This is a genomic window from Actinomadura sp. 1N219 (genome assembly GCF_044326405.1).
In the GTDB taxonomy this organism is placed as follows: Bacteria; Actinomycetota; Actinomycetes; order Streptosporangiales; family Streptosporangiaceae; genus Spirillospora.
Window position 1 is genome coordinate 142163 of record NZ_JBIRAY010000014.1, and the last position, 12952, is coordinate 155114.

Here is a 12952-nt window from a genome sequence, read left to right on the forward strand (position 1 = left end):
CCCGCCCGTTCCCGCGGCGGGCGTTGGGGCAGAATGTGGTGCATGACTCAGACTGTGAATCTTCCGGGTGGGACCGCGCTGCCGTTGATCGGATTCGGGACGTGGGAGCTGCGGAGCGGGACGGCGTACGAGTCGGTGCGCGCGGCGCTCGAGATCGGTTATCGGCATGTCGACACCGCGACGTTGTACAAGAACGAGGAGGACGTCGGCAGGGCCGTGAAGGACAGCGGCGTGGACCGTGAGCAGGTCTTCGTCACCACGAAGCTGCACCCGCGGGACGCGCGGCACGCCCGTCGCGCCTTGGAGACGAGCCTTCGGCAACTCGACACCGGCTACGTGGATCTCTGGCTGGTCCATTGGCCGACCGGATCGGAAGAGCTCGTCCCGACGTGGAAGGAGCTCTTGTCCGCCAAGAGTGCGGGACTGGCTCGCAATGTCGGGGTCAGCAACTACAGCACGGCGCAGATCGACCAGCTGACCGAGGCCACCGGGGAGCAGCCGGCGGTGAATCAGATCTCGTGGAGCCCGGTCCGGCACGATCCGGCCCGGCTGGACGAGCATCGTCGCCGGGGGATCGTCGTCGAGGGCTACAGCGGCCTGAAGAACACCGATCTGAGCGATCCGGTCCTGACCGAGATCGCCCAGCGGCACGGGGTCACGCCCGCCCAGGTCGTCCTCCGCTGGCATCTGGAACACGACATCGTGATCCTCCCCAGGTCGTCGCGCCGGGAGCGCATCGCCTCCAACTTCGACCTGGAGGGCTTCGAGCTCACCGGGGAAGACGTCGCCGCGATCGACGCCCTCACCTAGGGACGACCTCTAGGGAGAGGACGTCTTTCGCGTTTCGCGGGCCGTGTCGCCAGGGCCGGTGTCGGGGTCGAGGACGGCCCAGGTCTCGGCGAGGGTGCGCAGGCGGTCGTCGTCCAGCCGGTCGAAGAACAGTTCGCGCAGGTCGGCGTGGTGCCGCCGGCGGGCCCGGCGGATCAGGGCCCGGCCCTCGGCGGTCAAGGTCGCGTCGAAGCCGCGGCCGTCGAGGGCCGACCGCCGCCGTTCGATCAGGCCGCGGCTCTGCAGGCGGTCGGCGAGGCGCGTGAACCCGCCGCTGGACATCAGGCGGCGCTGGGCCAGCTCCGACATGCGCATGCCCTGCGCGCCGGCCTCGTAGAGCAGGGACAGCACGCTGTACTCGGCCATGCTCACGTTCAGCGGGGCGAGCCCCGCCTCCAGCGCGCGCCAGAGCCGTTCGTGGGTGTACAGGAACCCTCCCCAAGCCTCCTGCTCAAGGTCCCGCAGCCGGTCGGTCGCCATGTCGGCACGGTATCCGGACGGCGCCCCCCGCGGCCAACCCGGAATATTTGTCTGCGCATGCAAGTTGTTCGCGTCGTACCGGCCGGGACCGCTCCGGACCCGCCGGCAGCCAAGCGGCAGGGCGCGGCACGCGCGCCGGGCCGCCGACGAGAGGACCGGACATGGCATTCGAGATCGGCATCATGACGTTCGGCGAGATCACGGAGGATCCCGTCACCGGCGCCGCGCCATCGCCGCGGCAGCGCGTCCGCGAGACGATCGAGCAGGCGAGGGTCGCCGACGAGGTCGGGCTGGACGTGTTCGGCGTCGGCGAGCACCACCGCTCCGACTTCGTCGGATCGGCGCCGTCCATCCTGCTGGCGGCCGCGGCCGAGGCGACCGAGCGCATCCGGCTGACCAGCGCGGTCACCGTGCTCGGCTCGGAGGACCCGGTCCGCGTCTGGGAGCAGTTCGCGACGATCGACCTGCTGTCGGCGGGCCGGGCCGAGATCATCGCCGGGCGCGGCTCCTACACCGAGTCGTTCCCGCTCTTCGGCCACGACCTCAAGGACTACGCCGACCTGTTCAGGGAGAAGCTCGACCTCCTGCTCAGGATCCGCGAGCGGAACCCGCTCACCTGGCAGGGACGGTTCCGGGCGCCGCTGGCCGACGCCGACATCGCGCCCCGCGCCGACGGCGCCGCGCTGCCGATCTGGGTCGGCGTCGGCGGGTCGCCGGCGTCCGCGATCAGCACCGGACGGCTCGGCCTGCCCATGGCGCTCGCCCTGCTGCTGGGCCCGCTGACCTTCCACGAGCAGACCGTCGACCTCTACCGGGAGTCCGCCGCGGAGGCCGGGCATGACGCGGGCGCGCTGCCGATCAGCATCAACACGCACGGCTACGTCGGACGAACCAGCCGGCAGGCGAGAGACGTCATGTACCCGTACTTCGCGAAAGGCATGGCGGACAACAATCATCAGCGGGGCAAAGGACTCCTTCTGCCCCGGGCGGCCTTCGACGCGCAGTCGTCGCCGAGGGCGGGTCTGCTGGTGGGGAGTTCGCAGGAGGTCATCGACAAGCTGCTCGCCTATCACGAGCTGTACGGGCTGAACCGCGCCGTCATCCAGATGGGCTTCGGCGGGATGCCGCAGAAAGAGCACCTTGAGGCGATCGAGCGGCTCGGCACCGAGGTGGCGCCGGTCGTGCGCCGCGAGACCGCCATGCGCGTGGGGAGGGCGGCATGACCGTCATCGAGGCGGAAACACCCGCTGCGGCCGGGGACGGCGCGGTGTTGCGGGTCGTGGTCGTCAACGGCAGCCCGAGCCGGCCGTCCAAGACGATGGGGCTCGTGGACGTCGTCCTCGACACGCTGAAAGAGATGCTCCCCATCGAGACGTCCCGGATCGACGTGTACGGCCTGGGGCCGGGGTTCACCGGCGCGATCGAGCGCGACGGCGTCACGCCCGAGGTCGAGGCCGCGCTCCGGCTCGCCGAGGACGCCGACCTCCTGATCGCGGCGGCGCCGGTGTTCCGCGGTTCCTATCCCGGCATGTTCAAGCACTTCTTCGATCTCGTCGAGCAGTACGCGCTGGCCGGCAAGCCCGTCCTGCTCGCCGCGACGGGCGGGGGCGACCACCACGCGCTCGTCCTGGAGCACGCCATGCGGCCCCTCTTCGCCTTCTTCCAGGCGCTGACCGTGCCCGTCGCGATCTTCGCGAACGCGGGGGACTTCGACGGCGCGACGCTGCTCAACCCCCGCGTGTACGGACGCGTCCAGACGGGCCTCACCGACGTGGCGGACCTCCTGCGGGCCCGCGCGACCGGTGCGCGGGCCGGCGCATACCGACACCATTCAAATAATTGATCGAGCCGCTCAATGCGCGGATGTCCAGAAATCGAGGTCGCGGCGGCCTCGATTTCTGGACCATTTTCATGGTGTCGATGATCGGCGACGAAGACTAATTGATCGAACAATGTCCGGGTGGAAATTGGCCATTTTCATGCTGGCCGGTGTTCACCCCGGACGGGCGCGGATTTTGCCATGTCTCCTTACCTTCGGTGATGCCGCGGCAACGGATCGTCTCACCCCCAGTCGTCAGGAGACATCTCGGATGAAACGTCGTACCTTCCTGCGCACGTCGGTCCTCGGGACGGGAGCCGTCGCGTTCTCCGGAACCCTCTGGCAGAACGCCGCCCTCGCCGCCCCCGCCCAGCTCGGCCCCGGCCCGTACGGGGCCCTGCAGGCCGCCGACGCCAACGGCATCCAGCTCCCGGCCGGGTTCACCAGCCGGATCGTCGCCCGGTCCGGCCAGACGGTGCCCGGCACGTCCTACACCTGGCACAGCGCGCCCGACGGCGGGGCCGTCTTCGCCGACGGCACCGGCTGGATCTACGTGTCCAACTCCGAGGTGTCGGGCTCGGGCGGCGCCTCCGCGCTCCGCTTCGGCTCCACCGGCAACGTCACCTCGGCGTACCGGATCCTGTCGGGCACCAACCGCAACTGTGCGGGCGGCGCCACGCCCTGGAACACCTGGCTGTCGTGCGAAGAGGTCAGCACCGGCTACGTGTGGGAGTGCGACCCGTGGGGCGCCCCCGCCACCCGCCGCGACGCGATGGGGCGCTGGAACCACGAGGCCGCCGCCGCCGACCCGGTCCGCAAGGTCATCTACCTCACCGAGGACGCGAGCGACGGCGGCTTCTACCGCTTCATCCCGGCCACCTGGGGGAACCTGTCCTCGGGCACCCTCCAGGTCCTGACCGGCGGGTCCGGGACGTCCGGCTCGTTCTCCTGGGCGAATGTCCCCGACCCCGACGGCTCGCCGACCCCGACCCGCGACCAGGTCTCCGGCATGAAGGTCTTCAACGGGGGAGAGGGCTGCCACTACGCGGGCGACACCGTCTGGATCACCACCAAGGGCGACAACCGGGTGTGGCAGTTCAACCTGGCCACCAGCACGTTCGAGCTCGCCTACGACGACAGCCTCGTCAGCCCGGGTCCGGCCCCGCTCACCGGCGTCGACAACATCACCGGCTCCACCGCCGGCGACCTGTACGTCGCCGAGGACGGCGGCAACATGGAGATCTGCCTGATCACCCCGGACGACAAGATCTCGGTGTTCCTGCGGATCAACGGGCAGAGCTCGTCGGAGATCGCGGGCCCGGCGTTCACCCCCGCCGGGAACCGGCTGTACTTCTCGTCCCAGCGCGGCACCTCCGGGTCCGGCATCACCTACGAGGTCACCGGCCCGTTCCGCACCTGACGTCCGACCCCGGCCGGCCCCGCGCCAGGCCGGCCCCACCGGCGTCCAGCGCCTGCCCCCCAGGCGCTGGACGCCCTTTGCATGTCCGGCGGCATCCCCTCCGGCGGCGATTCGGCAGGACGGGGGCAATGCGCTCCGCCGCCGGTCGGCCTCTATCTCGCGCCATCGCGCGAATGTCATAGTCGTGTGCTAGATCGGATCTAGCGGGGGTCGCGCGGGTTCTGGCGCCTTCGGGGTGAACACCCGAGACCTATGGGAGGCATCCGATGATCCATGATGCGGCGCCCCTGCGGGTGGCGGTCATCGTCGGCAGCACCCGCGAGGGACGGGTGGGCGACCGGATCGGCTGCTGGTTCGCGGAGCAGGCGCGGCAGCGCGCCGACCTCGACGTGGCCGTCATCGACCTGCTGGACGCGCGGTTCCCGGACCGGTACCCGAAGGCGGCCACCCCGGGCGTCGCCGAGTTCACCGCCCGGGTCGGCGGGGCGGACGCCTTCGTGGTGGTCACCCCCGAGTACAACCGCAGCTTCCCGGCCGCGTTGAAGGAGGCGATCGACTACGCCTACGACGAGTGGCAGGCCAAACCGGTCGGCTTCGTGTCGTACGGGATGGGCTCCACCGGGCTGTACGCGGTGGAGCAGCTCCGCACGGTCTTCACGGGTCTGCACAGCGTGACCATGCCCTGCCGGGTGAGCTTCGACCTGCTGGACGGAAGCGTCGACGACTGCGGCCGGCCCTGCGCGGCGGAGCTGCCGGCGCAGAGCGTCAAGTCGATGCTCGACCAGCTCACCTGGTGGGGCCTGGCGTTGCGGGACGCCCGCGCAGTGCGCCCCTACGTCTCCTGAACCACATACGGAAGGACAGATCATGAGTCAGCGAGATTTGGCGATCGAGACCGAAGGGCTGGTCAAGACCTTCGGGAAGACACGGGCCCTCGACGGCCTCGACCTCCAGGTGCCCACCGGCACGGTGTACGGGGTGCTCGGCCCGAACGGCGCAGGGAAGACCACGGCCGTGCGCGTGCTGGCCACCCTGCTGCGGCCGGACGGCGGGCAGGCCCGGGTGTTCGGCCACGACGTCAAGAAGGAGGCCGACGCCGTCCGCGGCAAGGTGAGCCTGACCGGGCAGTACGCGTCGGTGGACGAGGACCTCACCGGAACCGAGAACCTGGTCCTGCTCGGCCGGCTGCTGGGCCACCGCAAGCCGTCCGCGCGGGACCGGGCGGCGCAGCTGCTGGAGGCCTTCGGGCTGACGGACGCCGCCGACAAGCAGGTCAAGAACTACTCGGGCGGGATGCGGCGGCGCATCGACATCGCGGCCAGCATCCTGAACACCCCCGACCTGCTGTTCCTCGACGAGCCCACCACCGGCCTCGACCCGCGCAGCCGGAACCAGGTCTGGGAGATCGTCCGCCTGGTGGTGGCGCACGGCACCACGGTGCTGCTGACCACGCAGTACCTCGACGAGGCCGACCAGCTCGCCGCCCGCATCGCGGTCGTCGACCACGGCAAGGTGATCGCCGAGGGGACGCCGGGGGAGCTGAAGGCGTCGATCGGTTCCGGCGCGGTGCACGTGCGGCTGCGGGACGCGGCGCAGCGCCCGCAGGCGGAGGAGGTGCTGGCACGGGAGCTCGGCGCGTCCGTCCAGCTCGAGGCCGACCCGGTGGCGCTCACCGCCCGCATCTCCGGCGACGAGACCAAGCTCGGCGCGGCGGAGCAGGCGTCCCGCGCGCTGTCCGAGCTGTCCCGCGCAGGGATCACCGTGGACGACTTCTCCCTCGGCCAGCCCAGCCTGGACGAGGTTTTCCTGACCCTGACCGGTCACCACGCGGACGACGACGCCAAGGACAAGGAGGTGGCGGCATGAGCACCGCGACACACGAGACGACGGCCACGCCGTACGTCCCGTCAGCGGAGACCCTCGGCACCGTGCTGGCACGGGGCGACCGCCCCGGAAGACCGAGCGCCCTGTCGGCGTCGATCACCTTCGGCTGGCGGGCGATGCTGAAGATCAAGCACGTGCCCGAGCAGCTGTTCGACGTCACCATCTTCCCGGTGATGATGGTGCTGATGTTCACCTACCTGTTCGGCGGGGCGCTGGCGGGCTCGACCAAGGAGTACCTGCAGTTCCTGCTGCCGGGGATCATGGTGATGAGCGTCGTGATGACCACCATGTACACCGGCATCGCGATCAACATCGACATCGAGAAGGGCGTGTTCGACCGGTTCCGCAGCCTGCCGATCTGGCGGCCGTCGCCGATGGTCGGCTACCTGCTCGGCGACATGTTTCGGTACACGATGGCGTCGATCGTGATCCTCGTCCTCGGCCTGATCCTGGGCTTCCGCCCGGACGGCGGCCCGCTCGGCGTGGTCGCCGGGATCGCGGTGCTGGTCGCGTTCTCGTTCGCCTTCTCCTGGGTCTGGACGATGGTCGGCCTGCTGATGCGCGGCGAGAAGGCGGTGATGTCGGTCAGCATGTTCGTGCTGTTCCCGCTGACCTTCCTCAGCAACGTCTTCGTCAACCCGAACACCATGCCCGGCTGGCTGCAGGCGTTCGTCGAGGTCAACCCGGTGACGCGGGTCGTGGACGCCGTCCGCGGCCTGATGGCGGGCGACCCCGCCGCCGGTGAGCTGACCTGGGTGCTGATCTCGGGGATCGTGCTCATCGCGGTCTTCGGGACGGTCACGATGCGGCTCTACAACCGCAAGTAGCGGTACGGCGGGATCGCCTGGCGCTCATAGGCGCCAGGCGGTCTCGCGTTCCGGCCGGTAGGAGCAGGACGAGCCGGTGGAGACCGCGTCCCGCAGATGCCCGGCGAGCTCGGGGTGCCGCTGGTCGAGCTTGCGCAGGGTGTCCTTGATGCGGGCGGTGACGGTCTTGCGGGCCCGTTCGGCCTGGTCGCCGAGGCGGCGGGTGCGTCCGGCCAGGCCGGCGGCGGCGCGCAGCTCGTCCAATAGCGCGGCCCGTTCCCGGTCGTACTCGGCGGCCCGCCGGTCGTCGCCCAACGACGCGGCCTGGTCGATCTCCTCGTCCAGGACGGCCAGGCGCCGCTTGTACTGCGCCTTGGCCTCCTCGTCCAGGACGGCGTCGCCGCCCATCCGCCCGGCCGCGACCGCGACTTCGCCGCCGTCCGGGCTCAGCAGCCGCACGGCTGGCACGTCCACGCCGGGACGTCCCAGCAGCGTGCGCAGGTCGTGCAGGCCCTTGCCGTCGGGCATGTGGACGGTCCGTCCGGCGAAGGCGAGCGTCCAGACCTGCCCGTCGAAGCGGAACACGCTCCCCGGCTCCACCGGGGCGGCGGGCTCGGGCCGCAGGTCCCGGACGCGCCGGGACACGTGCCGCATCCCGATCTCGGCGGCGACCCGGCCCGCCTCGTCCAGCAGCCCGGCCGCGGCCTCCGCGTCGCCCGGCCCGCCGCGGCCCAGCAGCGCCTCGGCCAGCCGCGACCTGGCCTCGGCCGACCACGGACGCGACTGGAGCAGGTCGGCGGACCGGTGCGCCTCGGTGAAGCCCGCGATCGCGTCGTCCCAGCGCTCATCGGCCAGGTCGACCAGCGCCGACCAGTGGCTCATCGGCCCGCCGATGTCGCAGCCGCACATCGACACCGCCCACAGCCCCGCGTAGGGCGCGAGGTCCGCGCGCGCCTTCGCGCAAAGCCCGGGGTCCCGCAGGTCCGCCGCCACCTGCGCCTGCAGCCGCAGCCACATCGGCAGGAAGGTGGGCGGATACGGCTCGGCCACACCCTCGAACTGCTGGACGTGCGCGAGCGCCGCCTGCACGTCGCCGCGCTGAACCGCCGTGAGGGCTTCGAGCAGCCGCGCGTATGGGTGGGCGACGTCGTGGAGGGCCCGGTGCAGCTCGTCCGAATCGTCGAACCGGCCCTCCAGCAGCCGCAGCGCCCACCGCACATGCTTGAAGATCATCGACCACTCGTTCGGGATCCGGGCGCCGAAGGCGTCCGCCTGGTCGAGCAGCTCGTCGGCCGCGCCGAACCGGCCGAGGAAGCCCGAGATGATGCTCTGGTCGGCGATCGACGCGAGGCTGAACCGCGGCCGCCCGCTGCGCTCCGCCTGGGCGACGAAGGCGTGGTACTGGTCGAGGAAGCGCGGGTCGCCCTGCTCCAGCAGCGCCACCCAGTGCAGCGACCCGGCGAAGTACTCCATCATCTGGTCGCCGGTCCGGCGCCCGACCTCGGTCATCGTCCTGGTGAGCGCCTCGCGCTCGACGGCGGAGCCGGGCCCCCAGATCAGGCTGTACCGGGCCCACAGGCTGAACGACAGCTCGTCGTCGTCCCCGGCCCGCCGAGCCGCCTCGCTCAGATGGACGGCCAGCTCCTTCGCGAGATGGTCGGTCGACTCCGGGTCGGCCAGCGGCCCGCCGGCGGGCGCCCCGCCCGTGCGGTCCAGCAGGTCGCGCGCCTCGTGGAGAAGGTCCACCTGGAGTGCGGCCCGCTCGGCCTCCTCGTCGTAGAGGTAGAGGCCGAGCGCCACCCGGGCGAGCATGTCGGGACTGCCGGACGCGCGGGCGGTCGCGATCGTCTCGTCGAAGATCCGCCGGCTGCCGTCGTGGTCGCCCAGGGACCGCAGCTGGCTGCCCAGGTTCATCGCCACCCGCAGGCCCGCGATCGAGTCCCGGCCGGCGCGCTCCAGCGCCCGGCGGTAGTGGCCGGCGGCCTCCTCGAACGCGAGCCGGTCGCCGGCGTCGCGGGCCGCGGCCTCCAGGAGCTCCACCGCACGCGCGGGCTCCAGCTCGCCGCCGGACAGGTGCGCGTGCCGGGCCAGCTCCGTCACCAGCATCTTGTCGCGCAGCGCCGGGGCCGCGTCGACGGCCAGGACCGCCGCCGCGTGCCGCCGCCGCGCCGCGTCCTCGTCGAGCGACTCGTACAGCGTCTCGCGGACGAGGTCGTGCGCGAACGCGAACCGGCCGCCGCCGAGCGAGGTCACCAGCCGGGCCGAGGACGCCTGGTCGAGCAGCCGGTCGACGCTCGCCACCGGCGCCGCCGCGCAGGCCGCGAGCACCTGCCGGTGGAACTCGCGTCCGAGCACCGCCGCGTCGGTGAGCAGCCGGGCCACCGCCGCGGGCAGCAGCGAGAGCCGCCGCCGCAGCGCCTCCCGGACGCCGGGCGCGATCGCCGTGACCGAGCCGCCGCTGCGCCACAGCCTGGCCGTCTGCTCGACGAAGAACGGGTTGCCGCCCGTCCGCCGGTGCACATCGTCCACGAGGTTCTCGTCGGGCTCTCGTCCGGCGGTCCGGGCCATCAGCGCGCCGACCGCGTCCCGGTCGAGGCCGGTCAGCGTCACGGTGGTCGCCTTCGCCACCAGCGTCAGCATCCGCTCCCGCAGCGGATGCTCGGCCCATTCGACCTCGACGTCCCGGTACGTTCCGACGAGCAGCAGCCGCTCGAACCACGTGTGCTGCGCGGCGAACTCCAGCAGCTTGAGGGACGCCGGGTCCGCCCAGTGCAGGTCGTCGAGGACGACCACCACCGGGCGGCACTGCGACACCGACACCAGCGCCGTCGTCACCGCGTCGAACAGCTGGAACCCTTCGGCGGGGTCGCCGGTGCCGGACTCGCCCAGCAGCACCGACAGCCCGCCGGCCGTCGCGTGCTCCACCTCCGCCCACTCCTCCGGCGCGGAGGTCCGGCGCAGCGCCCGGATCACCTGGACCCAGGGCCAGTAGCCGGGGGCGCTGCCCGAGTCCCAGCACGATCCGCTGAGCACGAGCGCGCCCTGCCGCCTGGCGTCCTCCACGGCCTCGGTCACCAGCGTGGTCTTGCCGATCCCGGCCTCGCCCGCGATCAGGACCAGCCCGCCGTGGCTGCCGGCGGCCCGGCCCATCTCGGCACGCAGGACACCGGCGGGGTGGTCCCTCCCGATCAGCACTGGCGTCATTTTGGGGCGGTCGGCTTTCGTGGACGGCACTTGCCATAAAAAGTATCCGGTCGCGCCGTCCGCTCGCCATCGTCGCCGGCGCCGCCTCGGATGCCGCCTCGGATGCCGCCGCCCGCCGGGAGCGCAATCCGTGAGATGTGCGGCAAGACGCGGGGTGTCACGCTCGCCGGGACGGAGCCGTTGCGGCTCCGGCCGCAGCAACGGCCGAGGAGTTCCTGGTGACGCAGATCGTTCGGAAACCGGAGCGCGCGGAGCCCGCGCGCTCGTCTTTGTTCGTCAGCGGCGACGTCCCGCGCCGCCGGTGGCTGGTCATCGCGGTCGGCGCGCTGATCGGGTTCGCCCTCACGGTGATCTGGTCGGCGGAGTTCGTCGACCGGACGATCGGCGACAACGTGGTCGGCACGCTCCTGGAGGAGGACGCCGGGACGCGGATCTCGGGCATCGGGGCCGGCATCGCGTTCGCCTTCGTGTCCGGGCTGGCGGGCACGTTCACCGCCTGCAACGCGGCCGCGTTCGGCGCGCTGGCGCCGCTGGTCGGGCGGCGCGGCGCGGCGGGCGGCCCGGTGGGCGCGGCCGGCCGGGTGCGCGCGATGCTCAGGCCGCTCGCCTGGCTCGCCGCCGGGATGCTCGCCGTCTCCGCCACCTACGGGGTGGTCGTCGCCCTGGTCGGCACGAGCATGCCCCAGTTCCAGACGTCCGGGCCCGGCACCTGGTCGCCGCGGCTGGTGCAGGCGATGATCGTGTACGGGATCATCGGCGCGCTCATGCTCTGGCAGGGGCTGGCCGCGCTGAACCTGGCCCCCGACCCGCTCGCCCGGCTCGCCGCCCGCCACCCGAACGCGCCGATGCTGCTGATGGGCGCGGTGATCGGCGCGTTCCTCATCGGACGCCCGTTCGCGCTGTTCCGGCAGATGTTCCGCGACGCCGCCGAGTCCGGCAACGTCCTGTACGGGGCCGCCGCCTTCAGCCTCCAGTCGCTCGGCAACATCGCGGTGATGACGCTGCTCTTCCTCGCGGTGGCCCTGCTCGGCGGCCGGCGCCTGCAAGGGTGGCTCGCCGCGCGCCCCAGCCGCGCGACCGCGATCGTGGCGGGCGCGTTCCTCATCGCCGGCGTCTTCCTGATCATGTACTGGGACGTCCGGATCCTGGCCCGCAGGGACGTCATCTGGTACCCCATGGCCCCCTGGGCCTGACTGGACGCCCCCTGGGCCTGACCGGGACGGCGGACGTCAGGTCCGCCACACCACGTTCAGCGCCTGCGGGCCGCGGTGCATCAGGCTGGGGAAATACGTCGGGGGCCGGACGGCGTCCAGCTTCAGGTCGGGCAGCCGCTCGGCGATGGTGTCGAGGACGATCCGGGTCTCCAGGCGGGCGAGCGACGCGCCGAGACACGCGTGGATGCCGCGGCCGAAACCGAGGTGCCGGTTGTTGTTGCCCCGGCCCGGGTCGAACCGGTCGGGGTCGGCGAAGACGGCGTCGTCGCGGTTTGCCGAACCGAACAGCACCATCACCTTCGCACCCGCCGGAATGCGCGTCCCGCCGAGCGCGACCTCCTCGGTCGCCGTGCGGAACGTGCCTTGCACCGGGGTGTCCATCCGCAGGCCCTCGGTGACCACGGCGTCGGTCAGGGACGGGTCGTCCCGGACGGCCCGCAGCATCTCCGGGCGCGCGAGCAGCAGCACGAGGAGGTTGCCGATCAGGTTGGTCGTGGTCTCGTGGCCCCCGAAGATCAGGACGATCAGCAGGTTGACGAGCTCGGCGGTGTCCAGCGGCCGCTCGCCGTCGACGCGCGCGTCGATCAGCGCGGTGAGCAGGTCGTCCCGCGGCTCGCTCCGCCGCGCCTCTATCCGCTCTTCCAGGTAGTGCTGGAAGGCGACCGAGCTGCGCGCGCATTCCAGCTGCCGCTCGCCGCCGGTGCCGGGCGCCCCGAGCTCCACCAGGTCGTCGGTCCAGCGTTTGAGCCGGCCACGCGCCTCGACGGGAAGGCCGATCAGGGTGCAGATGATCTCGATCGGGACCGGATAGGCAAGCTCGGCGATCAGGTCGGCGCCGCCGCCGGGGGCGAAGCCGTCCACCAGCCGCGTCACGATCGCCCGGACGCTCGGTTCCAGCGCCGCCGCCAGCCGTGGCGCGAACGCGTGATCGACCAGGCCGCGCGTCCGCGTGTGGCTCGGCGGGTCGTCGTTGACCAGCATCGGCAGCTCGGGGTACGCCTCCCGCAACACCTCGCGGACGGCCGGCGGCGCGTCGGCGGGCGTGCGCATCAGGAAGCGCGACGAGAAGCGCGCCGAGTCCTTCAGCACCGCCCACGCGTCGTCGTAGCGGGTGACGAACCAGAGCCCGAACTCCGGGCTGTGGAACACCGGCGCCTCGCGGCGGGCGCGTGCGTACAGCGGGTACGGGTCGTCCAGGAAGGGCGGCTCAAGCCGGTTGAACACCCACGGCTGCGCAGACTCCACCGGGCCCTCCTCGCGGCGCTGGTTGAAAAGAGTTCATTGGGCCCGCACCTTT

General features: G+C 71.9%; 11 protein-coding genes. 8 read left to right on the plus strand and 3 right to left on the minus strand.

The window, feature by feature from the left end; translation table 11 throughout:
- Positions 1–42: 42 nt before the first annotated feature.
- On the plus strand, positions 43–810 hold the full coding sequence (locus ACH35V_RS34455; RefSeq protein ID WP_395979047.1) for an aldo/keto reductase: 768 nt from the start codon (positions 43–45) through the stop codon (positions 808–810).
- A gap of 9 nt (positions 811–819) precedes the next feature.
- Here ACH35V_RS34455 and ACH35V_RS34460 read toward each other — a convergent pair whose 3' ends face one another.
- Positions 820–1308, minus strand: coding sequence for a MarR family winged helix-turn-helix transcriptional regulator (locus tag ACH35V_RS34460; RefSeq protein ID WP_395979048.1), 489 nt, complete (start codon positions 1306–1308; stop codon positions 820–822).
- 161 nt (positions 1309–1469) lie between these two features.
- Between ACH35V_RS34460 and ACH35V_RS34465 the strand changes: the two genes are divergently transcribed.
- The 6 genes from ACH35V_RS34465 (at position 1470) to ACH35V_RS34490 (ending at position 7258) form a co-directional block, all read left to right on the plus strand.
- Positions 1470–2531 (plus strand): LLM class flavin-dependent oxidoreductase, encoded by a 1062-nt coding sequence (locus tag ACH35V_RS34465; protein ID WP_395979049.1) that lies wholly within the window; start codon positions 1470–1472, stop codon positions 2529–2531.
- Positions 2528–3151 (plus strand): NAD(P)H-dependent oxidoreductase, encoded by a 624-nt coding sequence (locus tag ACH35V_RS34470; RefSeq protein ID WP_395979050.1) that lies wholly within the window; start codon positions 2528–2530, stop codon positions 3149–3151. The genes ACH35V_RS34465 and ACH35V_RS34470 overlap by 4 nt, the downstream gene beginning before the upstream one ends.
- A 247-nt stretch (positions 3152–3398) precedes the next feature.
- Positions 3399–4547 carry an alkaline phosphatase PhoX gene (locus ACH35V_RS34475; protein WP_395979051.1) on the plus strand — a complete coding sequence of 383 codons (1149 nt, stop codon included), beginning with the start codon at positions 3399–3401 and terminating at the stop codon, positions 4545–4547.
- Between the two features lie 266 nt (positions 4548–4813).
- On the plus strand, positions 4814–5392 hold the full coding sequence (locus tag ACH35V_RS34480) for an NADPH-dependent FMN reductase (protein ID WP_395979052.1): 579 nt from the start codon (positions 4814–4816) through the stop codon (positions 5390–5392).
- 22 nt (positions 5393–5414) lie between these two features.
- Positions 5415–6413: an ATP-binding cassette domain-containing protein gene (locus ACH35V_RS34485; RefSeq protein ID WP_395979053.1), complete on the plus strand. Its 999-nt coding sequence runs from the start codon at positions 5415–5417 to the stop codon at positions 6411–6413.
- Entirely contained in the window at positions 6410–7258 is an 849-nt protein-coding gene (locus ACH35V_RS34490) for an ABC transporter permease (RefSeq protein WP_395979054.1), read from the plus strand. The genes ACH35V_RS34485 and ACH35V_RS34490 overlap by 4 nt, the downstream gene beginning before the upstream one ends.
- Before the next feature lie 24 nt (positions 7259–7282).
- On the opposite strand, the gene ACH35V_RS34495 is transcribed toward ACH35V_RS34490, so the two are convergent.
- Complete coding sequence (locus ACH35V_RS34495; RefSeq protein WP_395979055.1) at positions 7283–10441, minus strand: ATP-binding protein; 3159 nt, start codon at positions 10439–10441, stop codon at positions 7283–7285.
- Positions 10442–10659: 218 nt separating this feature from the next.
- Between ACH35V_RS34495 and ACH35V_RS34500 the strand changes: the two genes are divergently transcribed.
- Positions 10660–11634, plus strand: a complete 975-nt coding sequence (locus tag ACH35V_RS34500) for a hypothetical protein (RefSeq protein WP_395979056.1) — start codon at positions 10660–10662, stop codon at positions 11632–11634.
- A gap of 36 nt (positions 11635–11670) precedes the next feature.
- Here the strand turns inward: ACH35V_RS34500 and ACH35V_RS34505 are convergent, their stop codons facing one another.
- Positions 11671–12900 (minus strand): cytochrome P450, encoded by a 1230-nt coding sequence (locus tag ACH35V_RS34505; protein ID WP_395979057.1) that lies wholly within the window; start codon positions 12898–12900, stop codon positions 11671–11673.
- Between the last annotated feature and the right edge of the window lie 52 nt (positions 12901–12952).